The following is a 26,608-nucleotide window of genomic DNA, read 5'->3' on the forward strand; positions in this document are numbered from 1 at the left end:
AACTCTTTTTAACCAATTTTAAATATATCACCATAAAGGCAACACAAATAACACATTAAATTTTGCAAAAGCTTGTTGATGAGATATTTAGCGTTAAACTAATTCTGCAACAAAAAAACACCAATACTTCTTTTAGCACTATAAATTTGGTGGTTTGTATCGCATCTTTATAAAAAAACAAATCCTGCTTCAGCAGATTTCAGGCGGCAAAAGAAGCATGCAACTGCCGTCGATGAAAATTAAATCAGCTTTTTTGAGGAGATAAATTATCAGACAATCAAAACTGCTTTTTAAAAAGAAAAATATAAATTATTGGAAGTGCTTGGTTTGAAACTAAGGGCAAACCAATAAAAAATTGATTTGCCGCCGTAGTAGCGGGGAGCAGGATCGAACTGCCGACCTTAGGGTTATGAATCCTACGCTCTAACCATCTGAGCTACCCCGCCTCGTTTTTAAGAGGCTGCAAATATACCAGAAATTAGTTTTAATAAGAAAATTTGTTAAAATTTACATTTTCTACCTAAAAACTTTCGTATAAGAACATATGAGTGATAAGAAGAAATTTAAAATTGAGTACGAAATCAAGTCCTCCCCCAAAATATTGTACAGCTTTTTAAGCGAGCCAAATGGCCTGGCACAATGGTTTGCAGATGATGTAACGTTTAAAGATCAGGTTTATACTTTTTCCTGGGACGGCGAAACGCAAAACGCCAAACTGCTGGCCATGAAAGAAAATAAATTTGTGCGTTTCCGCTGGACGGATGATGACCCACAGGTTTATTTCGAGATGGAAATCATTCAGGATGAGTTGACTAACGACGTTGCTTTAGGCATCACCGATTTTGCTACAGAAGAAAACATCAATGAGCGCACTTTGATCTGGAACAACCAGATTGCTTACCTTATCGGCGTTTTAGGTGCCTGAAAACAGCATCAACAAAACAGATTGATACGTGAAAAAGATACATAAACTGATTTTAAAGGCATTTATCCAGCCGTTTTTCGTCACGTTCTTTATTGTGATGTTTGTGCTGCTGATGCTTTTTTTGTTCAAGTATATTGATGATTTGATTGGAAAAGGCTTTGAGTGGTACATTATCCTGGAGTTGATGATGTACGCCTCGGCAACTAATGTGGCCATGGCTTTGCCGCTTTCCATTTTACTTTCTTCCATCATGACGTTTGGCAGTTTGGGCGAAAACTACGAGTTGGTAGCTATCAAATCTGCCGGCGTGCCGCTCAGCCGCGCTATGTATCCGATGGTATTGATGGTTACTTTTCTCAGTATCAGTGCGTTTATTTTTTCTGATTACATGCTGCCGGTGGCCAATCTTAAATATTTTTCGCTATTATATGATGCCCGTCAGCAAAAATCCACCAACTTATTGCCCGAAGGTATTTTTAGCAACAGTTTCCCCAATTATACAATCCGGGTGCACAAAAAAGACCCGGACGGTGTGAGGCTTTACGGCATGATGATTTATGAAAAAAACCCATCAACCGGAAACAACAACGTGATTTTTGCCAAAGAAGGCAGTATGTACCGCACGCCTGACGATTCTTTTTTGGTGCTGAAACTTAAAGATGGGATCCGTTACGAAGAAACCAGCGGCGATAAAGGCTATAACCCACGGCAGCGTTTAACCCGTTTGCGCTTTAAAGAAACAGAGCAAAAGTTTGACCTTTCTAACATGAAATTTAAAAGGACAAACGAAAGCGAGTTTAAAAGTGCTTACCAGATGATGAATCTGAAGCAATTAAAACAGGCACGTAAAGAGATCGAATTTAAGCTGGACAGCGGTTTAAGTACCGAATTCAGGACCTTTAGTCCGTATGTGAAGTATTTTTCTGTTCCGCATCAAACCAAACCTAACCAAGTTAAATATAAACTGGCCGCAAACCTGCTGAACACATTTAAACCCGAAGAGCGCTTGAGTACTGTTGGAGCCGCTTTGGGCGAGGCACGATCATTACAGGAAACCATTGTCTCGAAAATTGAAATGCGGAAAGGGGCTGCGGAAAATGTTCGGCGTACAAAAGTAGAATATCAGCGAAAATTTACCTTATCTGCCGCTTGTTTGGTTTTGTTTTTGATTGGTGCGCCGCTTGGTGCCATCATCCGCAAAGGTGGTTTGGGCTTGCCGGTGGTGGTTTCGGTTGCGTTTTTCCTGATTTACCATATCATTTCTACCATCGGCGAAAAATCGGCCAAAGACGGAAATGTTTCGCCGGTTGTAGGCATGTGGATTGCCATTGTGGTTTTAACGCCGCTGGGCTTTTTTTTAACGTATAAAGCGGCTACAGATTCTGCCCTGTTTGATGTGGACATTTACAAAAAGTTTTTTGTGCGGATTATTGACCAGACATCCAAACGTTTTAAAAAAACCCGGACAAGTATTGGCTAATGCTGTTTTTATCACCCCAAATTTAGGCCGATAAAAACAGCATTGGTTTGAATTGACAATCGCCCGACGGCTTCAACCGGATTAATATTTAGTTTTGCACCAAACAGATATATTTTTTGGTGATCTGCTTAAGCAAAACTATTTTTTCATAATCCTTATACCATGTTAAGTACGATCGAAGAAGCCATCGAAGACATTAAAGCCGGGAAAATGATCATCATTGTGGATGATGAAGACCGGGAAAATGAAGGCGATTTTTATATCCCGGCCCAAAATGCCACACCGGAAACCATCAATTTTATGGCGCGTTTTGGCCGCGGATTGATTTGCGCGCCAATTTCCCGCAGCATTGCGCAACGTTTACAGCTTGATTTGATGGTGGGCAACAATACGGCCTCCCACGAAACCAATTTTACCGTTTCCATTGATCTGCTTGGACACGGCTGCACTACGGGTATTTCGGCAAGTGATCGCTCTAAAACGGTTTTGGCCTTGATCGACCCTGTAATGCAGCCATCAGATTTTGGCCGGCCCGGACATATTTTCCCACTGATTTCTAAAGAAGGCGGCGTGCTCAGGCGTGCCGGCCACACAGAAGCGGCTACAGATTTGGCACTGATGGCCGGTTTTGATGCCGCAGGTGTGATTTGCGAGATTTTGAAAGAGGACGGCGATATGGCACGCCTGCCTGACCTGGAATTATTAGCGGAGGAACATAATCTCAAAATTATTTCTATCGAGAACCTGATCAAGCATAAAATGAGCAGGGAAAGCCTGATTACGAAAGAAATTTCTGTAAAAATGCCAACCGAATGGGGTGATTTTGACATGATCGCCTATACGCAAAAAAGCACCGGCGATCATCATATTGCTTTAGTAAAAGGCACTTGGGAAGCAGACGAACCTGTTTTGGTGCGTGTGCACAGTTCCTGCATTACCGGAGATATTTTTGGTTCGTGCCGATGTGACTGCGGGCCGCAATTGCACAAAGCCATGGAAATTATCCAGAAAGAAGGCAAAGGTGTAATTGTTTATATGAACCAGGAAGGCCGCGGTATCGGGTTGATTAATAAGTTGAAAGCGTATAATCTGCAAGAAAACGGCTACGACACAGTTACCGCAAACCTGCAATTAGGTTTTAAAATGGACCAGCGGGATTATGGTGTTGGTGCGCAGATCTTGCGTGACCTGAACATCACGAACATGAGACTACTCACCAACAATCCTACAAAACGCACTGGTTTATCCGGCTATGGTTTGGAAATTGTGGAAACGCTGCCGATCGAAGTTTCTTCAAACCCGCACAATGAGTTTTACCTCAAAACCAAAAGGGACAAAATGGGCCATTCCATTTTAAAAGAAAACCACGAGCAGCCTAATTAACCAACCAATGCTTCTTTTACCGGTTAAATTTTGACCAAATTTTAGCCGATAAAAGAAGCATCTGAAATAATTACTCTAACGCAGAAGTTGTTTTTATGGCCGGTGTGCTTATCGGTAATAACGGCCGCTGATTTCTGCGGTTTTTTCTCCGGGTAAAAATATTCTTCAAAAACTCGGAAAACGAATCAAAATCCTGCTGGTAAACCAAGCCCAAACCGTTTACATATTGCAGGCCTAATTGTTCGTTTATCGTGTTTAAAGTAGTGCTGTTCAACGCCCGGTATGAATATTTTGCCGTCAGTTTTCCATCTTGCGTGATCAGGTATTGCGCTTCAAAATCTTTGGTAAAATTGTTAAAGTTGGAGCTGAACACGTTTGAATTCTGGTTAAAAAGATCATTTCCAACCTGATTATTGTACAAACTTCCGTTTAAAACCAACCGATTTTTAAACAATCGCAAAGAAGCACTGGCATCATTAAAAGAACGGATATTGAGGTCCAGGTTTTTGATATTGGACTGGGAAATAAAATTGTTCAGCTTATTAAATGCAAACTCACTGATGGCATCCTGCGCGGTGCTGCCTACTTCTTTGGTTAAGTTTTGACCGGTTCCGGTAGCAAATTTCCGGCGAACAATCAAACTCAAAGCCTGCTGGTTGCGGTTGGTGGCATCGTTTAAATAAGCGGCCAGTTCATCTTTTATTGCCGGATCATTGGGGAAATTAAAGCTAAAATCTATATCCGGATGTGTTAACGATTTAGTGAGCAGCAACTCCGCCTGAACTAACTTTTGCTGACCGCTTTGCGCATTCGATAAACCGGCCGCCCGGTATAAATCATTAATATCCGCACGAACTTCATAAATTGCTTTCAGGTTGATCTCTGCGTTGGATGGATCGCCCGTCCAGCGGATTGTTCCGCCCTGATTGACCTGAAAGTTTTTGCTGATAAAATTTTGTGCCGTAAACTCAAATTTTCCGTTCGAGATCAAATAATCGCCCCGCATCTCAAAATCCCCGGCACTGTTGATGTTCAGCATTAAGTTGCTTGCCGTGCCGCTTCCTTCCAGCTGGCCGTAGTCCGTTGTGATTTTAACCAGCGTTTTCTCGTCAATAGTTAAATCAAAGTTTAAAGTTACGCCGTTAAAAGAACGTTCTTTTTTAACGTTTTTAGATGAATCCCGGCTTACATAAGTAATAAAATCGTAAGTGCTGGCCGTGCTGGAAGAGTTCAGCGGGATATTAAAAACCGTTCCTTCCTCCGTTCGTGCCTTGATATCGATTTTCATGTTGTCCGGTGGTCCTTCAAAACTGAATTTTCCGCTGGCAAAAGCAGTACCGTAATACAAGCGGTTATCACGGAAAACGGTGTTTAAGGCCATCAAATTACGGGCATCAATAGTTGCCTGAATGTTGGGGTTGGATAAATTATTCAGATCAACCGTGCCATTTACCAGGCCAACGCCTTTTCTGGTATCTTTTAATTGCAGGTTTTCGATATAAATAATACTGTTTTTAACCGATAAATTATCATCAATTACATAAGGCGTTTTTAAATAATTAATGGTGAATGCTGTGTTTTGCAAACTCAAATTCCCGTTGATTTGCGGTTTGTCCAGACTTCCGGTTAAATCCAAATTGGCCGAAATATGACCACCCAGGTTAGAAACCAGATCATTGACCAGCGGATCTAAAATCACCGCTTCCGTTTTGTCCATTTTAATATGGAAATCAAGCTGGTCATCATCACTTTCCAGGTGATATTTTCCGCTGATATTAATGGTTTCCAGGCCTTTGTTGAGTAGATTGAGGTTTACCAAAGCCTGTTTGTTGGCATTGTCCAGTTCGGCCGAAAGTTTTAAATTGCCGATAGCCGTTTTGTTCAGCGTGATAGAATCTGCCCGCAAATTGCTTTCAAAACCTATTTTACTGGTGATGGCGTTTAAAGTGGCATCACCATTTAACGTCCCGCCAAGTTTGATGCCCGAAGCTTTGGTCAACTGGTCCAGCGAAGTCAGCTTAAACTGATTAAACATTATTTTAAGTTTGTCTTCCGGTTTTGCTGAGATAAAACCATCAATACTGATCTTTTGCGAACCGTTTGATAACACAAAACCCTCAATTTGTGTCTTGGAATTTTGTAACAGCCTGATCCTCACCTGCTCTGCAATCCGCCATTTTTGCTGCTCAATAATTATATCCGAAGGCAGCAGTTTTAATTTTGCGGTAGTGTCCCGTCCAAATTCCACTAAACCATATAAATCCAACTGGTTTACCGCGTTTTTATCTGATAATTTAATATTGAAATTCAAACTGTCGCGTTTCAAAAAATTGGTGATGTTGATGTTTTTGATGAAAAGACTGTCCGTAAAATTTACTTTGCTCAAAGAAATATTTACGCCCATATAATCATTGTCCGTACTTTCATCAATCAGCAGATCATGGAAAACCATTTTATCATATCGGATGGTTTTGATCAGGCCATTCAATGTAGCGGTTTTTGTGTTTGAGTTGAAATTGCCCACAAAGGTTCCCTGATCCGGGATTTTTAATTTTGGCAGAAACAGCGTAGTTACCGGATCGAGATTTTTCAGGTTTAACCGAAAAGCAAAATTTTGCGGTTTTGGGGCCACAAATTTGGTTTGCAACGATGGAATATACTTTTTAACCAGCGTTTTAAAGTAAGAAGGCAACGTATTCAGATCGTAATCGCCTTTTAAACTGCCGTCAGCCAGAGAAGATTCTAAGGTGAGTTCGCGTTCCCGGCCCTTACCTTCTGCAGCAAAATACAGCGAATCAACAAAATAATTATCCCGGGGATTGACCAGCCGGATTTTGCGCAGCATAATATTTCCATTGACGTTATCAATGCTATTTCCGGAAAAATCAGAGCTAAACTGTGCATCAACCGAAATAGTATCCTTTAAAAAATGCAATTTGTTCAACTTTGCCCCTTTAATAACAGACACAAAATGGAAAACCGGTAATGCCGGGTTTAAATTTACGCTTCCTTTAAAATCCAGGTTCAGGTTTGGATCATTTACCAAAACGGCACCATCAAAATTTTTCTTTTTAAAAGTTCCGTTTACAGCCAGATTATTGTAACGGTACTTATTGAAATCCAGGTACTTAACTTTAGCATTAAGCTTGCCACTGAGGTCTTTCAGGTTAAACCCCGCTCCTTTTATATCCGCAGAAAGTGTGGCCCGGTTTAAAGAATGCTCATCCAGCAAAGTGCCTAAATCAAAATCATAAGTTTTGATATTTCCGCTATACTTTGGCACGCTGCCGCTGGTTTTCATGTTCACATCCGAGCTGAACTTGCCCAACTTGGTTTTGAAACTGCCGTAAGCCACAAAATCGTTCTGAAAACCGGTAAACTGCCCGCTGAAACTGATGTTCCCAAACTTTTCTACAATCGCCGGAATGCCAGTGCTTCTTTTATCGGTAAAATTTTGGTAAAGCAAATCCAGGTCTTTTTTATTGGTCGATACCTGCTCAATGTTCAGTTCCATCAGCGTTTGCTCCCAATCCGGCAAACCTTTAAAATCAAAATTTCCCCTGATAAAAGTAGCTTGCCCGGCCTGCACCATCAAGTTTTTGGCTTTCAGGTGATCAACTTTTCCTTTAATTACACCGTTTACGCCCAGTTCAAACTTTACGTGGTGCAATTCATCTGCAAAAAATGCAATGTCTTTGGAAGATAAGTGCGCTTCCCGAAAATCAGCAGACATAACAACTTTATGCTCAAAATCATCAAAATCATCAAAGCTTTTGAATTTCATCCCGAAATATCTTTTCAGCCGGGAATTTGGCGTGTTGAGTACCAGGTTTTGCAATTCAATCCGATTGGTATCAATTGTAACCAATGAAGCCAGTTTATTGACCACAAAACCGCTCTTTTCCCGGAACGACAAGTTGCTGATCCCTGCTTTGAACAAATGGTTTTTCAGGTCGAGGTTACTGACTGCAATATTCAGTTTTGTTAAATCGATATCATCATAATTAACGCCGTTGATGCTGGTATCAATTAGCTGATTTTTATATCGGAAATGGAAATTGTTCAAACCGATCTGCTCAAAATTGATCGTCCAGGGCTTACTTTTATGCTTAACTTTTGTAGTGTCAGAATTAAAATAATCAAGGATGAACTTTAGATTACTGTTTTTATCCCTTAATTTTTTGAGGTAGAAAGAACCGTTGTTCAGCGTAATTTTTTTGAAATCTATTTTACGTTCCGGGATACTGTTGAAAACCGAAAAACCGCTCAGCTGCACATCCAGCATAGGCACGCGCAACAAAGTATCTTTTTGCTGATCCAGCACAAACAAATCCTCTAAAACCACCGAAGAAAAAGGTTTTAAATACAAACTTTTGACAGAAACCGTAGTTTGCAGTTCTTTGGACAGATAATGCGCAGCTTTTTTGGCCGCCCAGGTTTGTACCGGTTTAAATTGAAACGAAAACAACAGCAAGCCCAGCATCAAAACGAGCAGGAGCAGCAGTGTTAAGGTTATTTTAAGTGCTTTTTTAATAACTTTGTACGCTAAATATCATTGTTAATGCCTGTTATTTTAGGGATAGAATCTTCATGTGATGAAACCTCTGCCGCCGTTTGCATTGATGGCCAGGTGGTAAGTAATACCATCTCTACCCAAAACATTCATGCGGCTTATGGCGGCGTGGTGCCAGAGCTGGCTTCACGCGTTCATCAGCAAAATATTATCCCTGTGGTGCAACAAGCACTTTTAACGGCTAAAGTTACAAAAAATGATATTGATGCAGTGAGTTTTACGCGCGGCCCAGGACTTTTAGGTGCATTGCTGGTAGGTGTTTCTTTTGCTAAAGCCTTTGCCCTGGCACGCAACTTACCGCTGATTGAAGTTAACCATATGCAGGCGCACATTATGGCCAATTTTATCCAGGAGCCAAAACCTAAATTTCCGTTTATCTGCCTCACGGTTTCCGGCGGACACACGCAGATAGTTTTGGTAAAAGATTATTTTGACCTGGAAATTATTGGCGAAACTTTGGATGATGCAGCCGGCGAAGCAATGGACAAAACCAGCCGGATTTTAGGTTTGCCTTATCCCGGCGGCCCGCTGATTGATAAATATGCGCGACTGGGGAACCCAAATGCTTTTAAATTTCCGGAACCACAAATTCAGGGTTTAAATTTCAGTTTTAGTGGCATAAAAACAGCATTCCTTTATTTTGTACGGGATCGGGTTGCCGAAAATCCGGATTTTTTAAAAGATAACCTGCCTGATCTTTGTGCTTCGATCGAAAAAAGGATTGCTTCCATTTTAATCAATAAATTAAAAAAGGCCGCTGATCAATATCGCATTTCTGAGATTGCTTTGGCAGGAGGCGTTTCTGCCAACACAGGTTTGCGTAATTTATTACAGGAAACGGCCGAGAAAAATAGCTGGAACTGTTACATTCCTGCATTTGAATACTGCACCGATAATGCTGCCATGATTGCGGCAACCGGCTATTATAAATTTTTGAAACAAGATTTTGTGGGTCAGCAAATTATACCACTGGCCCGAATGTCTTTTTAATACGATAAAAATATGGGTGCGGCTTCTTTTATTTTCTGGGCGATTTTTGTGTTGCCTTTGGTTGCTTTTTTAATCTGGCTGATGCGGCAGGACAAGAAAAAAGGCATGACCGGCTTGTTCGTTTTAATTTTGGGCGTAATTGGTGCCATTATTTATATGTATGCCCGAACCGGCGGAAAATGAAAGAAGCATCTATTTTAAGGCAGATGCTTCTTTTATCAACTATTTTTCAGAAAGTTTATTTACTCCGCGGCTTCTGCTACAGGCACAGTTTCTACACCGGCCACGGCATCTTTGATTTTCTTTTCCAGTTCTTCCATCATTTCCGGATTATCCAAAATCAGGTTTTTAACGGCATCACGGCCTTGTCCCAAACGGGTATCGCCATAACTAAACCAGGAACCGGATTTTTTGATGATGTTATATTCAACCCCTAAATCAATGATTTCGCCCGCTTTGGATATACCTTCGCCAAACATAATATCAAACTCGGCCAGCCGGAACGGCGGGGCAACTTTGTTTTTTACAATCTTTACTTTTACCCGGTTACCGGAAACTTCATCCGTGTCTTTAATTTGAGAGATACGACGCACATCCAAACGTACCGAAGCATAAAATTTTAATGCGTTACCGCCGGTTGTGGTTTCCGGATTGCCAAACATTACCCCAATTTTCTCGCGTAATTGGTTGATAAATATACAGCAACATCCGGTTTTGCTGATCATACCAGTTAATTTCCGCAGGGCCTGAGACATTAAACGTGCCTGTAAACCCATTTTAGAATCCCCCATTTCGCCTTCAATCTCTGCTTTTGGCACCAAAGCCGCAACTGAGTCAATCACGATGATGTCAATCGCACCGGAACGAATTAGGTTATCGGCAATCTCCAAAGCCTGTTCACCATTGTCCGGCTGAGAGATCAATAAGTTCTCAATATCAACACCTAATTTTTGTGCATAAGTACGGTCAAAAGCATGTTCCGCATCAATAAAAGCCGCAATGCCGCCTTTTTTCTGGCATTCTGCAATGGCGTGAATGGCCAAAGTTGTTTTACCGGAAGATTCTGGTCCGTAAATTTCAACTACACGGCCTTTTGGTAAACCGCCGATACCTAAAGCAATATCCAAACCTAATGATCCTGTAGAAATAGATTCTATCGGTTCGATAGTTGTATCGCCCAGTTTCATCACGGTTCCCTTACCATAAGATTTTTCCAGCTTATCCAGGGTAAGCTGTAAAGCCTTTAGTTTATCAGTGCTGTTTTTATCTGTATTACTCATTATTTTAGTTTTTCAATGTCCGAAGATATAACTAATTTTTCATTAATGCTAATTTTTTTATCAAAATATTTATATAAAAATCTGCATAAAAGAGGTAGTAAATATAATTATTTATTCTGCATTAGCAACCGACGTTTCGGTTGAATATTGTTTCAATACTTTTGCAACCTGCTTTATTTTCCTGTTTTTCTGAAGAAGTTTAGCTTTTTGAGTATTAGCAATTTCCTTTTTGCGCAAAGCAGTTTCGGTGTTTAGTTGCTGAAAATATTTGCAGAAATGGGTTAGCGGGCAAATTTCGCATTTTGGCGAACGGGCCACGCAAATATACCGGCCATGCAAGATCAGCCAGTGATGCGCTACAGCCACAACTTCTTTTGGCAGGTATTTTATCAGTTGCAGCTCGGTGGCCAGCGGCGTTTTGGCGTGCGTAGTAAGGCCAATGCGGTGCGAAACCCGGAATACATGTGTATCAACAGCCATGGCCGGTTCCTGAAAAACTACCGACGAGATGACATTTGCCGTTTTACGGCCAACGCCCGGCATTTTTTGCAACTCGTCAATCCCTTGCGGCACCACGCTTCCAAACTCGTTCACCAGGATTTTGGCCATTCCAACCAAGTGTTTGGCTTTATTATTTGGATAACTTACGCTCCGGACGTAGGTAAACACCTCATTTATAGCAGCTTCTGCCAAAGCTTCCGGTGTAGGGAAACGCTCAAACAAAGCAGGCGTGATCTGGTTGATGCGCTTATCCGTACATTGTGCGGATAAAATCACGGCCACCAATAATTGATACGGCGATTGGTAATGGAGTTCTGTAACAGGTTCGGGTTGATGGGCAGAAAAGTAAGCAACAAAAGCTTTGTATCGTTCTGTTTTAAGCATAATGCAAACCTAAAAAAATACAAACTGCTGTTTTAGGTTGCGGTCAAAAACCCTATCAAAAACCAAAACTTTAACTAATAAGCTGATGCTGTTTTTATCACCCTAAATTATCTTTTGGATTTCGAGTAAGTCAGGATTTTTAAAAGGGTTTCATTTTTTGGATAAAAACGGATGTTGTTTAAGTGCGGCGACAAAGATTTATAAAAATGTTTTTCGTGCGGTTCTAAATCATCTTCATTAATAAGCTGGTCATGGCTCATAGATTCAATAGATTTTACTTCATTTGTAGAGATTTCGGTCATAAGCTGATAGGTCATTGATCAGCATAAAAACGAAAATCTTATAAATTTATTTTTCAGTTTAAAAAATATTTTATAAGATTGTTAAACCTTTGCCAAAGTTGGTTGTCGTGCTTCTTTTACCACCTAAAATTTGGCGGGTATTAAAATAGCAGCAGGCACAAAACCAATTTTACAGGCATAAAAGAAGTATAAGATTTTTGTTTCCGGGCAATGAAACAGGTTATTAATCTTTGAGCAGTAATTCTTTGGTCGTCATCATTCGGCGTAAGTTGTTCAAGGCGTAGCGCATCCGGCCCAAAGCGGTATTGATACTTACATCAGTAATATCGGCAATCTGCTTGAAACTTAAATCGCCGTAATGCCGCATAATCAGCACTTCTTTTTGTTCGGAGGGCAGCAGATGAATCAGTTTTTTCAGATCGGTATAGGTTTGCTCGCGGATCATTTTATCTTCCGTACTTTCATCATACTGGCCCAAAACATCGAAAATATCAAAACTCTCGCCGTTATTGACTACGGGCGTACGTTTTTCGCGGCGGAAATGATCAATCACCAGATTGTGGGCGATGCGGGCAACCCAGGGCAAAAACTTACCTTCTTCGTTGTATTTACCGGCTTTTAACGTATTGATTACCTTGATAAAGGCATCCTGAAAAATATCTTCGGCCAGATATTCATCTTTCACCAATAAATAAATTGAGGTGTATATTTTGGATTGATACCTGCGGATAAGTTCTGTCAAACCCGCTTCACTGCCCGAAACATACAGATGAACCAAATCCTGATCACTCGTCTCTCTAAACTCCATATACCTGAAAACTTGCTCTTTAGAAATTTTTTTGAAAAAGTATAGTTTTATCGATAGCGTTTTGGTATAGAAGTTTAAACAATTAGCAATATCAAATAAAATAAATAATTTGTTAACAAACAAATATTAAATTAAAAAGACTGAGATGTATCTGCCAACCGGTATTTTTGTTTTTTTTAAAGAAGCGGTTTTTGCCGATGCTTCTTTTACCATATAAATTTTTGATGAACACAGCTATAGAAACTGATCCTAAAAAGGAGATTTTGATTGCCGGTGCACGCGTGCATAACCTTAAAAACCTGACCGTTGGGATCCCTAAAAATAAACTGGTAGTTGTTACGGGCATGTCTGGCTCGGGCAAATCTTCCCTTGCTTTTGATACACTTTATGCCGAAGGACAACGCCGTTATGTAGAAAGTTTGTCTTCCTACGCGCGCCAGTTTATGGGCCGGATGAACAAACCGGACGTGGATTATATCCGCGGCATTGCGCCGGCCATCGCCATTGAGCAAAAAGTGATCACTTCCAACCCGAGGTCAACTGTTGGCACATCCACCGAAATCTATGATTATTTAAAGCTGCTTTTCTCGCGGATCGGAAAAACAATTTCGCCAAAATCCGGGCAAATTGTTAAAAAAGACAACGTTACGGATGTAGTCAACTTTGCTTCTGCCCTTCCGGAAAATACCGCTGTTACCGTTTATTGTCCGCTGCATCCGCACAACAACCGCACGCTAAAAGAAGAACTGGCGGTTTTACTGCAAAAAGGTTTTCAGCGGGTTTTGTTTGAAGAAAAAATTTCCCGGATTGAGCAGATTTTGGAAGATGTTTCGATTGAAGATGTACAGTTGAAAACCGGTCATGCTGTTTTTATCGTGGTAGATCGGGTGATTATCAATGCTGAAGAAGAAACGTTGAGCCGACTGGCAGATTCTGTCCAAACCGCTTTTTTTGAAGGCCGCGGCGATTGCTACCTTCGCTATAAACCAACGGAAGAAGAACCGGAAAGAGACCAGTTTTTTTGTGATCGTTTTGAACTGGACGGTATCCGCTTTGAAGAGCCGACGCCAAACTTTTTCAGCTTTAACAATCCGTACGGGGCCTGCCGCAAATGCGAAGGTTACGGCAAAACCATCGGCATTGATGAAGATTTGGTCATTCCGGATAAAAGCAAAACCATTTATGACGGTGCAATTGCGCCCTGGCGAAGCGAAAAAATGAAGGATTGGAACGATGAACTGGTCAACAAAGCCGGGAAATTTGATTTCCCGATCCATCGCGCCTACAGCCAGCTTACGCCAAAACAGCAGCAATTGATTTGGACGGGCAACAAATATTTCCGCGGCTTAAATGCTTATTTCAAAGAGCTGGAAGAGCAGACGTACAAAATACAGTACCGCGTGATGCTTTCCCGTTACCGCGGCAAAACCACTTGCCCGGATTGCAAAGGCAGCCGGTTGCGGCAGGATGCTTCTTTTGTCAAGGTAAATTCCAAATCCATAACCGATATAGTTTTGATGCCGATGGACGAATGCCTGGCCTTTTTTCAAAACCTTAACCTGAGCGGGACTGATGAAAAAATTGCGCGCCGTTTGCTGATGGAAATCATCAACCGCCTGCAGTTTTTAAATGATGTAGGTTTGAGTTACCTCACGTTAAACCGGCTTTCAAACACGCTTTCCGGCGGAGAATCCCAGCGCATTAATCTGGCAACTTCACTGGGCAGCAGTTTGGTTGGTTCGGTTTATGTGCTTGATGAGCCGAGCATCGGTTTGCACCCGCGGGATACACAACGGCTGATAACGGTTTTAAAATCGCTGCGCGATGTGGGCAACACGGTTTTGGTGGTAGAGCACGAAGAAGAAATTATGCAGGCCGCTGATCACATCATTGATATTGGCCCGGAGGCCGGAACGCATGGCGGTAATTTAGTTTTTGCCGGAACGTATGCCGAAATTTTGACCGATAAAAACAGCCTGACCGGCAAATATTTAAGCCATCGTGAGGAAATTGAAGTGCCCGCGCAGCGCCGCAACTGGAACGATTTTATACTGATAAAAGGAGCACGCGAAAACAACCTGAAAAACATCGATGTAAAATTTCCGCTTGGCGTGCTCACGGTGGTTACCGGCGTTTCCGGTTCGGGCAAAACCAGTTTGGTAAAACGCATTTTGTATCCGGCTTTGCAAAAAAGCCTGGGCAATTACTCCGGCGAAAAAACCGGTGGTTATGATGGCATTGAAGGCGACATCAGCAAAATTGAGCAGGTAGAAATGGTGGACCAAAACCCGATTGGCCGTTCTTCGCGCTCCAATCCGGTTACTTATATCAAGGCTTGGGACGATATCCGCAACTTATACGCTGCACAAACTGCCGCCAAAGCTGCCGGCCTAAAACCTGCCGCGTTTTCTTTTAACGTAGAAGGCGGCCGCTGCGATGTTTGCCAGGGCGAAGGTGAAGTGAAAATCGAGATGCAGTTTATGGCCGATATTTTTCTGCCTTGCGAAGCCTGCGGCGGCAAACGGTTTAAACAGCATGTTTTAGATATTACTTATCAAGATAAAAACGTAGCGGATATTTTGCAAATGACGATTGACGAAGCGCAGGAGTTTTTCTCAAAAGAAACCAAAATCTTGAACAAGATAAAACCGCTCGTTGAAGTTGGTTTAGGTTATGTGCAGCTTGGTCAATCGTCCAACACGCTTTCCGGAGGAGAGGCACAGCGCATCAAGCTGGCTTCTTTTCTGATCAAAGGAAATAATGCCAGCAAAACGATGTTTATTTTTGATGAGCCAACAACCGGGCTTCATTTTCACGACATTAAAAAGCTGCTTAAATCTTTCAACGCTTTGCTGGCTCAGGGAAACACAATTGTGGTGATCGAACACAATATGGACGTGATAAAATGCGCCGATTGGGTGATTGATATTGGTCCGGAAGGCGGCGACCGCGGCGGAAACCTGGTTTTTGAAGGTTTGCCGGAGAAGTTGATCAAAGAAAAAAAATCCTATACGGGCAAGTTTTTAAAGGAGCGTTTACAGCAAAAGGTTGTTTCATAAATTTATTTATGAAAAAATAAGATGTTTAAACAACAATTTTTATTTCATTTGTAAAACTAAAAAATTCATTCTTTAAAAACAGTATGATGGCAACAGCAACAAAATGGGTTTTAGATCCGATGCACTCCGAGGTGCAGTTTAAAATCAAACACCTTGTAATTTCTAATGTAACTGGGATTTTCAAAAAATTTGAAGGTATCTGCGAAGCACCGGAAGATAGTTTTGAAAATGCAGAAGTAGATTTTTCTTTGGATGTGGACAGCATTGACACCAACCAGGAACAGCGTGATGCGCATTTAAAATCAGCTGAGTTTTTTGATGCCGGGAAATATCCGAAGATAACTTTTAAATCGACATCTTTTACAAAAACTGATGGCAACGATTTTGATCTGACTGGAAATTTAACTGTAAAAGATGTAACCAAACCAGTAACTTTAAAAGTAGAATTTGGCGGTTCTGCAACAGATTTTACCGGAAAATTCAGGGCTGGTTTTGAAGTAACCGGCAAAATAAACCGTAAAGAATTTGGCTTGGTTTGGGACGGCATTACCGAAGCCGGAGCGATTGTGCTTGGCGAAGATGTCAAACTTAACATCAATTTACAATTTATCAAACAGATATAAGCAGTTTACACATCGTTTAAAAATAAACCGCCCTAAAAGCGGTTTTTTTATTTTGACGGCATACTTCTTTTACCACCTAAAAATCTATGTTTGCACTTTCGGGCCCCGAATAAACTTTCTGTTTTAAAAAACCTGGTTATTTTTGCTTCATGATTTTTCTGACTTTTTTTCTGGGGATTTTCTGCAATTTCATCGGCTATATTCCGCCCGGAAACATCAATTTAACCTTAGTACAAATCACCATAAACCGTGGGATCAGGCAGGCAGTTTATTTTATTACGGCGTTTTCGGTTATCGAATTTTTTTTCACTTTGCTGATTATGTATGGTGCCGACTGGCTATCGCACCAAATGAAATTAGGGACGATCATCGATTGGGTGATGGTTGTACTTTTTACCGTTCTTGGTTTTGTTACCTGGCGCAGCCGGAACGAGCAGCCAAGCCCAAACTACACCGATAGGGACAGTATTAAATACGGCATCATCTTAGGTTTTTTAAACCCGATGCAAATTCCGTTCTGGCTAATCACCGGCACTTATTTAATTACACACGAATGGATCGAAACCTCTGCATTTGAACTGGTTATCTTTAGTTTAGGCTCTGCGGCCGGTGCGTTTTTGTGTTTGTACATCTATGCAAAATCAGCTACATATATTAAAACTAAGTTTGCCCTCAGTAATAAAATGATCAACATAAGCATTGCTGTCTTATTCTGGAGTTTTGCCCTTTACCACATTATCAAACAAATTTATCTGGTGTTTTTTAAGCATCATTAATTAAGTTGATGCTTCTTTTACCATACTTTTTTTGGTGAGTAAATCAACCTGAAAAATTGATAAACCTTTTGCTGATTCTGGCGGTTTATCCATTATGAAAAAAATTTCAACTTATATATTAGTTGCGTTGGCCGTAGGGATTATTTCCTGCAACAACACAAACCCCGGCCAGTCGGCAGAGAGTGATGCCACCAAAAATACCGATACCACTACCAGCAGCAACAGTCAAGAGCATAAAGTTGGCGATAACCCAAACGGTAATAAATCGGTTAAGCTGGAGCAGGTTTTTGCTGATCCGACTTACCAGTTGACCGGTGTGGCGGTTTCTAAAAGCGGGCGGTTGTTTACTAACTATCCGTTGTGGAATCCGGATGTTCATAAATATGCTTTGGTGGAAGTGATGCCCGGCAACCAGGTTAAACCTTATCCTGATGCCGCCATGAACAGCTGGAAACCCGGCGAAAGCGGCAAAAATAAATGGGTTTGTGTGCAGGCCGCTTATATTGATGCGGACGACGTGATGTGGGTAATTGATCCTGCAGCACCAAAATTAGATACGGTTTACCGGCAGAGTCATAAACTGGTTAAGATCAACCTGAATACCAACAAAGTTGAACGGACTTATTTTTTTGAAGGCGTTGCCGATAACCACAGTTATTTAAACGATGTACGGGTGGATACCAAGCGGCAGTTTGCCTACATTACCAATTCCGGTACGGGCGGTTTGATGGTGGTTGATTTGAAATCTGGAAAAGCGCGCCAGGTGTTACAAAATCATTATTCTGTACATACCGACAAAGATTTTAAGTTTATCATCGATGGTAAAGAAATGATGCAGGATGGCCAGCCGGTAAAGTTTGATTCGGACGGCATCGCTTTAACGCCTGACGGCAACTGGCTATATTACAAGCCTTTAACTGATACCAAATTGTATCGTATTAAAACAGAATTTTTGCGGGATGATACTTTAAGCGCACAAAAACTGAAAGGTTATGTAGAAGATTTAGGAAAATATATCGTTACCGATGGCATGGCGTTTGACCGGAAAGGCAATTTGTATCTTGGCGATCCGCAGCATTCTTCCATCGTTCAAATCACGCCGGATTTAAAAGCCACAACTTATGTGCAGGATAACCGTTTGATCTGGCCGGACAGTTATTCTGTTTCTAAAGACGGATATTTATATGTAAGTTGCTCACAAATCCAGAAGACGCCGGAACATAATGCCGGTGTTAACAAACGCACTTCGCCATACGCCATTTATAAAATTAAACTGCCATAAAAGAAGCATTGGATTGATGCTGTTTTTATCGCCTAAAAAATGAAAAACATGAGTTCCTTTAATATTGATATTCCGCGAAAAGACCACACCATGACCATTCGGGTGGAAGATGCCAACAAACCAAAGCTAACAGCTTATAATCTTTTTTATAACGATCAGCTTTCCGGCTGCCTGGTTTGTAATGAAAATAATGTCTGGATTTATGAGCCGCACGCCCACGAAGCCCTGATTTTAAATGCAGAAGAAATCCAGCATCTGGGCAAGCAAATTAGTCAGCAAGTCAGTTAAATGCTATAAATTTGAGCAAAAAAGGCTGTTCCGCAACGGGATGGCCTTTTTTGTTTATTTTTGTTTACATTATATAAATCACATTATTTAGGTTGGTCAACAACCTTTTTTTAAGTAATATGGCTGATAAAACGATTGATCTGGGCGAGCAAAGTGAAGTAGAAGTTTACGGTGCCCGGGTGCATAATCTCAAAAATATAGATATTTCTTTTCCGCGGAACCAACTGGTGGTTATCACCGGTTTAAGCGGCAGCGGCAAATCTTCTTTGGCATTTGATACCATTTATGCCGAAGGGCAACGCCGCTACATGGAAACGTTTTCGGCCTATTCGCGCCAGTTTATGGGCGGAATGGAGCGGCCGGATGTGGATAAAGTTTCGGGCTTGAGTCCGGTGATTGCCATCGAACAAAAAACTACTAGTAAAAACCCGCGCTCTACCGTTGGCACCATTACCGAGATATACGATTTTATGCGTTTGCTTTTTGCCCGTACCGGCGATGCTTACTCGTATGTTACCGGCGAAAAAATGGAACGTTTATCCGAGGATCAGATTTTTAAAACGATTTTGGAGCGTTTCAGCGGACAACCGATCAACATTTTGGCCCCGGTCATCAAAGGCCGGAAAGGCCATTACCGCGAACTTTTTGAGCAAATCCGCAAGCAGGGCTATTTAAAAGTCTGGGTAGATGGTGCCATCCAGGACGTAGAACCTAAAATGCAGGTTGACCGTTACAAAATCCATGATATTGATATTGTGGTTGATCGTTTGGTAATTACTGAAAAGGACGAAAAACGCCTGTTAACTTCCCTGCAAACCGCTTTGAAAGTTGCCAAAGGAATTATCCGCGTGGCCGATCAGCAAAACCAGGTTTCGTTTTTCAGTAAGTTTTTAATGGATCCTGTTTCCGGGATTTCGTATGATGAACCGCAGCCAAACACCTTTTCGTTCAACTCGCCTTATGGGGCTTGCCCGCGTTGCGATGGTTTGGGTTATATCTCCGAAGTGGATGAAGATGCCATCATTCCTGATAAAAAACTAAGTATATTAAACGGCGCGCTTGCCCCACTGGGCGAATATCGGGAAACCTGGATGTTTCAGGTTTTAAAAGCCCTTGGCAAAAAATATGAATTCTCGCTTTCGACACCGATAGAAAAATTATCCGCAGAAAACGTTCACATTATATTAAATGGTTCGCCGGACATGATCACGGTTCCGGTGGAATACAATAAATACAACGTTCAAAACTATCAGATCAATTTTGACGGTATTATTAAGATGCTCGAAGAGCAGCAGGAACGAAAAACGGAAGATCAGGGCGATGATCTGGATAATTACCGCACGGTAAAAATTTGTCCGGAATGCCATGGTGCGCGGCTAAAAAAAGAATCGCTGAACTTTAAAATCGACAGCAAAAACATCTTTGAGCTGGCCACCATGGATATCGTAACGCTGCATGAATGGTTTCAGGGTTTGGAAGAACGTTTATCAGACCGGCAAAATATCATCGCGAAAGAAATTTTGAAGGAAATCCGTGCGCGGATTGGTTTTTTACTGGACGTTGGCTTGAGTTATTTAACCTTAGACCGTACGGCCAGGACGCTTTCGGGCGGAGAAGCGCAACGCATCAGGCTGGCTACGCAAATTGGTTCGCAGCTGATGAATGTGATGTATATTTTGGATGAACCGAGCATCGGTTTGCACCAGCGTGATAACGACCGGCTGATTCATGCCCTGAAAAACCTGCGCGATTTGGGCAATACGGTTTTGGTGGTGGAGCATGATAAAGACATGATCCTGGAAGCGGATTACGTGATAGATATGGGCCCGGCAGCCGGCGTACACGGCGGTACGGTAGTTGCGCAAGGCACGCCCCAGCAGTTGATGCACCAGCAAACGCTTACTACTTCTTACCTAAACGGAAGCAAAGAAATCAGCGTCCCGGAAAAAAGAAGAGCAGGGAACGGCAAAATTTTATCGATAAAAAAAGCATCCGGCCACAATCTCAAGAATGTAAATGTTGATTTCCCGTTGGGAAAATTGATTGGCATTACCGGCGTTTCCGGCAGCGGCAAATCCAGTTTGATTACGGAAACTTTGTACCCGGTTTTAAACCATCATTTTTTTCGCGCCAAAAAACAACCACTGGCTTACGGCAAAATTGAAGGTTTGGAACATATTGATAAAGTAATCGAGATCGATCAAACGCCAATTGGCCGCACGCCGCGCTCCAACCCGGCAACTTATACCAGCGTTTTTTCTGACATCCGGAACCTTTTTGTAGGCTTGCCCGAAGCCCGGATACGCGGTTACAAACCGGGCCGTTTTTCTTTCAACGTAAAAGGCGGAAGATGCGAAACCTGCCAAGGTGCAGGCGTAAAGCTGATCGAAATGAACTTTTTGCCCGATGTGCAGGTTCCGTGCGAAGAATGCGGCGGCCGCAGGTATAACCGGGAAACGCTGGAAGTGCGTTATCGCGGCAAATCTATCAGCGATGTGTTGGACATGAGCATTGAAGACGCCTGTGCTTTTTTTGAGGCTATTCCTTCTATCTACCGAAAAATCAAAACGTTACAGGATGTTGGTTTGGGTTATATCACGCTTGGCCAATCCTCTACCACACTTTCCGGCGGGGAAGCGCAGCGTGTAAAACTGGCGACTGAACTTTCTAAAAAAGATACCGGGAACACTTTTTATATTCTGGATGAACCCACAACCGGCCTCCATTTTGAAGATATTAACGTGTTGCTTGGCGTATTGAATTTGCTGGTTGATAAAGGCAATACCGTTTTGGTGATCGAACATAATCTGGATGTGATCAAGGTTGCCGATTATGTGATTGATTTAGGCCCGGAAGGTGGTTCTGGCGGAGGAAAAGTTTTATTTTCGGGCACGCCGGAAGGTTTATGTAAAGTAAAAGAAAGCTTTACGGGGAAGTTCCTGAAAAAAGAAATGCAAGTAATGGCTTAAATCGTGCTCAGCATAAGCTAAAAACCAGATGCTTCTTTTATCACCCTAAAAGAAGCATTTTGCTTTTTTAAACATTGCCCTCAAATTTTTTGTTACAAAGTTTATGTTGAAACTAATCACCGCTGCCCAAATGCACGAAGCTGATGCGCATACTATCCGCACAGAACCAATTACTTCTGTTGATTTGATGGAACGTGCAAGTAAAGCTTTTGTCGGCTTTTTTTGCAAAAAATTCCCTGATAAAAACAGCATTATCTCGGTTTATTGCGGAACCGGAAACAACGGCGGCGATGGTTTGGCGATTGCAAGATTGCTAAAAGCGGAAAATTATCAGAACATCAACGTAAAAATTGCGCGCTTTTCTGAGCATTCTTCTTCGGATTTCGACACCAATTTTAACCGCATAAAAGAATCATCGGTAGATTTTATCGAATTAAAACCGAATGATTTCCCGCAGGAAAATGCCGAAATTTTGATTGATGCTTTGTTGGGAAGCGGTTTGAACAAACCTTTAAACGGTGCTTATGCTGGTTTGGTCAATCATTTAAATCAGCTTCAAAAACAGGTAATTGCAGTTGATGTGCCGACCGGTTTTTTTGCAGAAGGTGTGATCGAACCAAAAGCTACGGTTTTGAAAGCTGGGTTAGTGATTACTTTTCAACGGCCAAAAATCAATTTCTTGTTGCCCGAAAGTGCTTCTTTTATGGATGATTTTTTAGTGGCCGATATTGGTCTGGACGAAAAATATATCCAAAACCTGGAAAGCAATTATCATTTTACCCAGGAAAAAGATGTGGTAAAAACACTATTGCCACGCAAAAAATTTCAGCACAAAGGCACATTCGGCCATGCACTGCTGATTGCAGGTCAGGCCAAAACCATGGGTGCAGCTTTGTTTTGTTCGTCGGCTGCGGTTTATGCCGGGGCTGGTTTAACAACGCTTTGCCTGCCCGAAGCTGGTTTAACCGCTTTGAACGCTGCCATGCCGGAAGTAATGGCGATTGTACGTGAAGAAAAGCAATTGCCAGAAATTGAATGGGATAAATTTACGGTAATTGCTGCCGGACCGGGTTTAGGCAAAGAGTCGCAGCATTTGATGGAGGATTTGTTTAAAAATTGTAAAAAGCCGGTTGTATTGGATGCGGATGCGCTGAACATGCTTTCGGACAACCCGGATTGGTGGGCATCAGTTCCGCAAAACTCAATCATCACGCCGCATGTAAAAGAGTTTGATCGTTTGTTTGGCAAACACGATTCTTGGTGGGAACGCTTGCAAACGGCCAGTAAGCAAGCAGGTGAAAAGAAGATTGTTATCGTTTTAAAAAATCAATACACTATCGTTGCTGATGTTGATGGAAAACTTTACTTCAACCCAACCGGCAACCCGGCAATGGGCACCGGCGGTATGGGCGATACACTGACCGGGATTATCACAGCCTTTGTGGCCCAAGGTTATACTTCTTTTGATGCAGCTTTTTCAGGGGTTTATATTCATGGAAAAGCAGGTGACGAACTGGCTTTAAACAACAGCTTGTCAACGGTTTTACCTTCGCAGGTGATGAAGCAAGTGCCTGTAACGATTGCAAAATTATTAGCACAAAAAAATAGCTAAACTTCATTGGTCCAGCTATTTTTATAGGGTAAAAACAGTATTATTTGTGGCTGATACTCATGGCAACCATTTGTTTTAAGGTTGGTTTTTCGCTGCCGCCCCGGGGTTCTAAAGTAACAGCGAATGCTGCGGCTTTATCAATGGACATCATACGTTGAATAACAGAATCTTTCTGTCCGATATTAAATACGCCTAAACTTATTGGCTTTAGTTTACGGATTGCCCAAAGTTGATATTGATGGTCTTTATCGTTCGGAGCCAAACCTGAACTTTTTTTATTGATATATAATTTGTTTTTTTCTGGGTTCCATGCAAGCAGCAAAGCAGAACCTGACTTATCACCTGTAGTCTTTAGTTTAATAAAACGACTGTCGGGATCATAAAAAACACTTTCAGCTTTGCCAATACTTTTGTTTTCGTTTTCTAAAGCCAAAATCCTTGCTTTAGATATTTTCAAAGCATTTTCTAAAGCAATCAATTCGTTAGGGTTACCTTTTTCCTTAACCGTTATGCTATCCTTTAAAACCGGGTTTTGTAAAGCAGGATGATCCGCATTTTGCAACTGGTTCAACTGGTTTTGCTGAAAATTAACCTGATTGGCAAATTTTTGATTTTGAGCCTGCAAACTAACCAACTGCTGTTTAAATTCATTTAACCGGTTATAAGTGTTAAACAAAGCAATCAAACTCACCAGTAATAAAGCTACGCTTGCTGCAAAAGCATATTTGTAAAAAGGGTTTTGTTGAACAGGGTTAAGCGGTACTATTTTTGGTGCATCAGAAGTTGAATCCTTTTTTGAAGAAAAATTATCACGGACAGAAGCACCGTTTATCAATTGATTAACGATCGTGTCCCTTAAATTTTCGCGGGGTTCTATGGCATTATGATCTGCAAAAAGTTCCATTGTTCGGCTGATCTCGTTCAGTTCTTGTTTAATTTCCGGATAAATCACAGCGTACTCCTCCACTTCCCTTTTTTCCTGAGAGGTGAGATGATCTAAAACATATAGTTCTAAAATCCCGGATTCAATATATTCTCTTATATCTTCCACGCTAATTAAAATATTTCCTTAATTGTATGATGGCCATCCGTAACCGGGTTTTAATCGTACCAAGAGGAATACTCAACTCATCGGCTGCTTCCAAATGTGTATAGCCTTTAAAGTAAACGAGGTCAAGGATTACTTTTTGTTCGGGTTTAAGCTTGTCAACCAAGTCTTTAACACCTAAAAGTTCGGGCTTGTAGGCAGTGTTCCTGCTTTCATCTATGGAATTTACGTTTATTTCAAGTTCATGGTTTTTTGTTTGGTTTTTATAGTCTTTTGACCGGATTTTATCTATGGAGAGGTTTCTGGCGATGTTGACCATCCAGGTAAACAACCGTCCTTTGTCAGAACTGTAAGAATGAAATGAATTCCAGATTTTTACAAAAGTTTCCTGTAAAAGGTCTTCTGCAATTTCATTATTTTGTACGATCCTGATAATTACGCCAAACAAGGAAGCAGAATACATATCATACAAAGCTTCGGCAGCAATTTTATCTTGCCTTTGAAGCGCGTTGATAAGTTCTTCTTCAGAAAGCGATATTTTATTCTTTTTGGCCAATGGGATCGGGAATTACAAATATCAAAAGTTGAACAGGTGTTTTTCGGCGTGGTAAGAAGAACGTACCAGCGGGCCGCTTTCTACGTATCTGAAACCTTTTTTTAACCCTATTGTTTTGTAAAACTTAAACTGATCGGGATGAACCCAATCTAAAACCGGGTGATGGCTTTTGGTAGGCTGTAAATACTGGCCTAAAGTAAGGATATGCACCCCGGCTTCCAGCAAATCGTCCATTGCTTGTAATACCTGATATTCCTGCTCGCCCAAACCCAGCATAATACCTGATTTGGTACGGATACCTGCCGCAGAAATCCGGCTCAAACATTCCAAACTGCGGTCATATTTGGCCTGGATGCGTACTTCTTTGGTCAATTCCCGCACTGTTTCCAGATTATGGGAAATCACTTCCGGCCGCACAGCAATTACACGGTCTAAGTTTTCCCAATTTCCCCTGAAATCAGGAATCAAAGTTTCCAGTGTAGTTTCCGGGCTTTCCCGACGGATGGCATTGATCGTTTCGGCCCAAATCAAAGAACCGCCGTCTTTTAAATCATCCCGATCCACCGAAGTAATTACACAATGTTTTACCTGCATTAGTTTTACCGAACTGGCCACGCGTTCCGGCTCGTTCAGATCAACTGCCAACGGCCTGCCCGTTGCAACTGCGCAAAAGGAGCAGGAACGTGTGCAGATATTCCCCAAAATCATAAAAGTAGCCGTGCCTGCGCCCCAGCATTCGCCCATATTTGGGCAATTGCCGCTTTCACAAATCGTGTGCAGCTTGTGCGTATCTACCAAACCACGAACATGTGCATACTCTTTCCCAACAGGCAATTTCACTCTCAGCCAATCAGGTTTACGCTGATTTTGAACAGCAGGAACTACTGGTAAATCGATCATGACACAAAGCTAATTAATTCCGCTTTATTTATAGAAAATACTGTTTAACCAAAAAGTTAATGACGGTTAACTGACTGCAATTTATTTAATTTGCTCCTCAAAAAAAATCAGGATGGCAACTATAGAAATCATATATCAGGGCACACTAAGGACACAAGCTACACACGTTCAGTCCGGGACAAAAATTTTAACCGATGCACCGATAGATAACCAGGGCAAAGGGGAAGCTTTTTCGCCAACAGATTTGCTGGCGGCCTCGTTAGGAAGCTGTATGCTCACAATTATGGGGATTGCTGCCCGCGAACATCAAATCAATATTGAAAATACAACTTGTGCGATAACTAAAATAATGGCTGCCAGCCCGCGACGTGTTGGAGAGCTTAAGGTTGATTTGAAATTTCCTGAAAAATATTCTGATAAACAGCAAAAGATATTAGAAAAGGCCGCTTTAACCTGCCCTGTTTACTTAAGCCTGCATCCGGATATCAAAAAGTCAGTGAATTTTAACTGGTAAAAACAGTATTACTGTATTGATTCTACTGCTTCTTCTGCGGAAATAGAAGAGTGCGACTGATCCAAAATGCACTTCCCGTTTTTGATCAGCAGCAACTGTGGGGATTCGTGATGGACATTGAACATTTGGGCAACTTTTGTGGATAAGTCACGGTATTTGATCAGATCTAAAAAGTATAACGGCGTAATGTTTTCGTCAAACAGTTTTCCATCCAACTCAAACCGTTTTTTGGCCATCATGCTGATCGAGCAGCGTGTGCTATGTTTAAAAATAATGCTATGACCGATTGCAGCTTTTATTTCGTTTAGCTGCTCTGCAGAAGTAAGATTAATCCAATTCATGGCAGTAAAATTAA

The 26,608-nt window shown here is 41.6% G+C and carries 22 protein-coding genes and 1 tRNA gene; 13 read left to right on the forward strand and 10 right to left on the reverse strand.

Annotated elements, in window-relative coordinates; all coding sequences use genetic code 11:
* Nucleotides 1-372: 372 nt before the first annotated feature.
* Nucleotides 373-446: transfer RNA gene (locus ACOFKR_RS15500), tRNA-Met, on the reverse strand.
* 98 nt (nt 447-544) lie between these two features.
* Between ACOFKR_RS15500 and ACOFKR_RS15505 the strand changes: the two genes are divergently transcribed.
* The 3 genes from ACOFKR_RS15505 (at nt 545) to ACOFKR_RS15515 (ending at nt 3,788) form a co-directional block, all read left to right on the forward strand.
* The gene (locus ACOFKR_RS15505; protein WP_419801706.1) at nt 545-925 is read left to right on the forward strand and encodes an START-like domain-containing protein; all 381 of its coding nucleotides are present in this window, start codon (nt 545-547) and stop codon (nt 923-925) included.
* A gap of 28 nt (nt 926-953) precedes the next feature.
* Nucleotides 954-2,405: an LptF/LptG family permease gene (locus tag ACOFKR_RS15510; RefSeq protein WP_419801707.1), complete on the forward strand. Its 1,452-nt coding sequence runs from the start codon at nt 954-956 to the stop codon at nt 2,403-2,405.
* 162 nt (nt 2,406-2,567) lie between these two features.
* Nucleotides 2,568-3,788 carry a bifunctional 3,4-dihydroxy-2-butanone-4-phosphate synthase/GTP cyclohydrolase II gene (locus ACOFKR_RS15515; RefSeq protein WP_419801708.1) on the forward strand — a complete coding sequence of 407 codons (1,221 nt, stop codon included), beginning with the start codon at nt 2,568-2,570 and terminating at the stop codon, nt 3,786-3,788.
* Between the two features lie 70 nt (nt 3,789-3,858).
* On the opposite strand, the gene ACOFKR_RS15520 is transcribed toward ACOFKR_RS15515, so the two are convergent.
* A complete protein-coding gene (locus tag ACOFKR_RS15520; protein ID WP_419801709.1) occupies nt 3,859-8,271 on the reverse strand; it encodes a translocation/assembly module TamB domain-containing protein in 4,413 nt (1,470 codons plus the stop codon).
* Nucleotides 8,272-8,349: 78 nt separating this feature from the next.
* Between ACOFKR_RS15520 and tsaD the strand changes: the two genes are divergently transcribed.
* Both tsaD and ACOFKR_RS15530 read left to right on the forward strand, forming a co-directional pair.
* Nucleotides 8,350-9,351 (forward strand): tRNA (adenosine(37)-N6)-threonylcarbamoyltransferase complex transferase subunit TsaD, encoded by a 1,002-nt coding sequence (tsaD, locus tag ACOFKR_RS15525; RefSeq protein ID WP_419801710.1) that lies wholly within the window; start codon nt 8,350-8,352, stop codon nt 9,349-9,351.
* A gap of 12 nt (nt 9,352-9,363) precedes the next feature.
* Nucleotides 9,364-9,534: a hypothetical protein gene (locus ACOFKR_RS15530; RefSeq protein ID WP_419801711.1), complete on the forward strand. Its 171-nt coding sequence runs from the start codon at nt 9,364-9,366 to the stop codon at nt 9,532-9,534.
* Nucleotides 9,535-9,593: 59 nt separating this feature from the next.
* Here ACOFKR_RS15530 and recA read toward each other — a convergent pair whose 3' ends face one another.
* The 4 genes from recA to ACOFKR_RS15550 form a co-directional block, all read right to left on the reverse strand.
* Nucleotides 9,594-10,631, reverse strand: a complete 1,038-nt coding sequence (gene recA, locus ACOFKR_RS15535) for a recombinase RecA (RefSeq protein ID WP_419801712.1) — start codon at nt 10,629-10,631, stop codon at nt 9,594-9,596.
* Between the two features lie 111 nt (nt 10,632-10,742).
* Complete coding sequence (gene nth / locus ACOFKR_RS15540) at nt 10,743-11,516, reverse strand: endonuclease III (protein ID WP_419801713.1); 774 nt, start codon at nt 11,514-11,516, stop codon at nt 10,743-10,745.
* A gap of 107 nt (nt 11,517-11,623) precedes the next feature.
* Nucleotides 11,624-11,818: a hypothetical protein gene (locus ACOFKR_RS15545; RefSeq protein WP_419801714.1), complete on the reverse strand. Its 195-nt coding sequence runs from the start codon at nt 11,816-11,818 to the stop codon at nt 11,624-11,626.
* Between the two features lie 223 nt (nt 11,819-12,041).
* On the reverse strand, nt 12,042-12,626 hold the full coding sequence (locus tag ACOFKR_RS15550; RefSeq protein WP_419801715.1) for an RNA polymerase sigma factor: 585 nt from the start codon (nt 12,624-12,626) through the stop codon (nt 12,042-12,044).
* Nucleotides 12,627-12,850: 224 nt separating this feature from the next.
* On the opposite strand from ACOFKR_RS15550, the gene uvrA (ACOFKR_RS15555) reads away from it, so the two are divergent.
* The 7 genes from uvrA (ACOFKR_RS15555) (at nt 12,851) to ACOFKR_RS15585 (ending at nt 23,235) form a co-directional block, all read left to right on the forward strand.
* On the forward strand, nt 12,851-15,685 hold the full coding sequence (uvrA, locus tag ACOFKR_RS15555) for an excinuclease ABC subunit UvrA (RefSeq protein ID WP_419801716.1): 2,835 nt from the start codon (nt 12,851-12,853) through the stop codon (nt 15,683-15,685).
* A gap of 83 nt (nt 15,686-15,768) precedes the next feature.
* Nucleotides 15,769-16,308, forward strand: coding sequence for a YceI family protein (locus tag ACOFKR_RS15560; protein ID WP_419801717.1), 540 nt, complete (start codon nt 15,769-15,771; stop codon nt 16,306-16,308).
* A gap of 149 nt (nt 16,309-16,457) precedes the next feature.
* Complete coding sequence (locus tag ACOFKR_RS15565) at nt 16,458-17,084, forward strand: LysE family translocator (protein ID WP_419801718.1); 627 nt, start codon at nt 16,458-16,460, stop codon at nt 17,082-17,084.
* A 94-nt stretch (nt 17,085-17,178) separates the two neighbouring features.
* Complete coding sequence (locus tag ACOFKR_RS15570) at nt 17,179-18,366, forward strand: L-dopachrome tautomerase-related protein (protein WP_419801719.1); 1,188 nt, start codon at nt 17,179-17,181, stop codon at nt 18,364-18,366.
* A gap of 48 nt (nt 18,367-18,414) precedes the next feature.
* The gene (locus tag ACOFKR_RS15575) at nt 18,415-18,654 is read left to right on the forward strand and encodes a hypothetical protein (RefSeq protein WP_419801720.1); all 240 of its coding nucleotides are present in this window, start codon (nt 18,415-18,417) and stop codon (nt 18,652-18,654) included.
* Nucleotides 18,655-18,773: 119 nt separating this feature from the next.
* Nucleotides 18,774-21,623, forward strand: a complete 2,850-nt coding sequence (uvrA, locus tag ACOFKR_RS15580) for an excinuclease ABC subunit UvrA (RefSeq protein WP_419801721.1) — start codon at nt 18,774-18,776, stop codon at nt 21,621-21,623.
* Nucleotides 21,624-21,726: 103 nt separating this feature from the next.
* Nucleotides 21,727-23,235: an NAD(P)H-hydrate dehydratase gene (locus ACOFKR_RS15585; RefSeq protein WP_419801722.1), complete on the forward strand. Its 1,509-nt coding sequence runs from the start codon at nt 21,727-21,729 to the stop codon at nt 23,233-23,235.
* Nucleotides 23,236-23,275: 40 nt separating this feature from the next.
* Here the strand turns inward: ACOFKR_RS15585 and ACOFKR_RS15590 are convergent, their stop codons facing one another.
* Genes ACOFKR_RS15590 through lipA form a run of 3 tightly spaced genes read right to left on the reverse strand, consistent with a single transcriptional unit; the run spans nt 23,276 to nt 25,739 of the window.
* Entirely contained in the window at nt 23,276-24,286 is a 1,011-nt protein-coding gene (locus ACOFKR_RS15590) for an anti-sigma factor (RefSeq protein ID WP_419801723.1), read from the reverse strand.
* Between the two features lies 1 nt (nt 24,287).
* Complete coding sequence (locus ACOFKR_RS15595) at nt 24,288-24,839, reverse strand: RNA polymerase sigma factor (protein ID WP_419801724.1); 552 nt, start codon at nt 24,837-24,839, stop codon at nt 24,288-24,290.
* A gap of 21 nt (nt 24,840-24,860) precedes the next feature.
* Nucleotides 24,861-25,739 (reverse strand): lipoyl synthase, encoded by an 879-nt coding sequence (lipA, locus tag ACOFKR_RS15600; RefSeq protein ID WP_419801725.1) that lies wholly within the window; start codon nt 25,737-25,739, stop codon nt 24,861-24,863.
* A 112-nt stretch (nt 25,740-25,851) separates the two neighbouring features.
* Between lipA and ACOFKR_RS15605 the strand changes: the two genes are divergently transcribed.
* Nucleotides 25,852-26,253 (forward strand): OsmC family protein, encoded by a 402-nt coding sequence (locus tag ACOFKR_RS15605; protein WP_419801726.1) that lies wholly within the window; start codon nt 25,852-25,854, stop codon nt 26,251-26,253.
* Between the two features lie 8 nt (nt 26,254-26,261).
* Here ACOFKR_RS15605 and ytxJ read toward each other — a convergent pair whose 3' ends face one another.
* Complete coding sequence (gene ytxJ, locus ACOFKR_RS15610; RefSeq protein WP_419801727.1) at nt 26,262-26,594, reverse strand: bacillithiol system redox-active protein YtxJ; 333 nt, start codon at nt 26,592-26,594, stop codon at nt 26,262-26,264.
* Between the last annotated feature and the right edge of the window lie 14 nt (nt 26,595-26,608).

Origin of the sequence: Mucilaginibacter sp., assembly GCF_965201005.1 — a bacterium.
GTDB lineage: Bacteria > Bacteroidota > Bacteroidia > Sphingobacteriales > Sphingobacteriaceae > Mucilaginibacter_A.